Raw genomic sequence first — 253 nt, 5'->3', positions numbered from 1 at the left:
CCGTAGTCCAGCGCTTCCGCCGGTGACATCCAGAAGTTACGGTCGGTATCTTTCTTCACTTTCTCCAGCGGCTGGCCGGTGGCGTCAGCAATCAGCTTGTTCACGCGCTCCAGCATGCGGATGATCTCGCGCGCTTCGATTTCGATATCCGTTGCCTGACCGCGCACGCCGCCCAGCGGCTGGTGGATCATAAAGCGGGTATTCGGCAGAGCGTAGCGGTGCTCTTTTTTCGCCGCCAGGAAGATGGTGATCC

At 59.7% G+C, this 253-nt stretch carries 1 protein-coding gene; it reads right to left on the bottom strand.

Annotation, left to right across the window (positions count from 1 at the left end; translation table 11 throughout):
- On the bottom strand, window positions 1-253 hold a 253-nt coding region (locus RTW80_RS30045), incomplete at both ends, for an ATP-dependent Clp protease proteolytic subunit (protein ID WP_312721825.1).

Origin of the sequence: Escherichia sp. AM3 (genome assembly GCF_032029835.1) — a bacterium.
GTDB classification, from domain to species: Bacteria; Pseudomonadota; Gammaproteobacteria; order Enterobacterales; family Enterobacteriaceae; genus Escherichia; species Escherichia coli.
The sequence above is the reverse complement of the archived record's forward strand: the minus strand, read 5'-3'. Positions and strand labels throughout refer to the sequence as shown.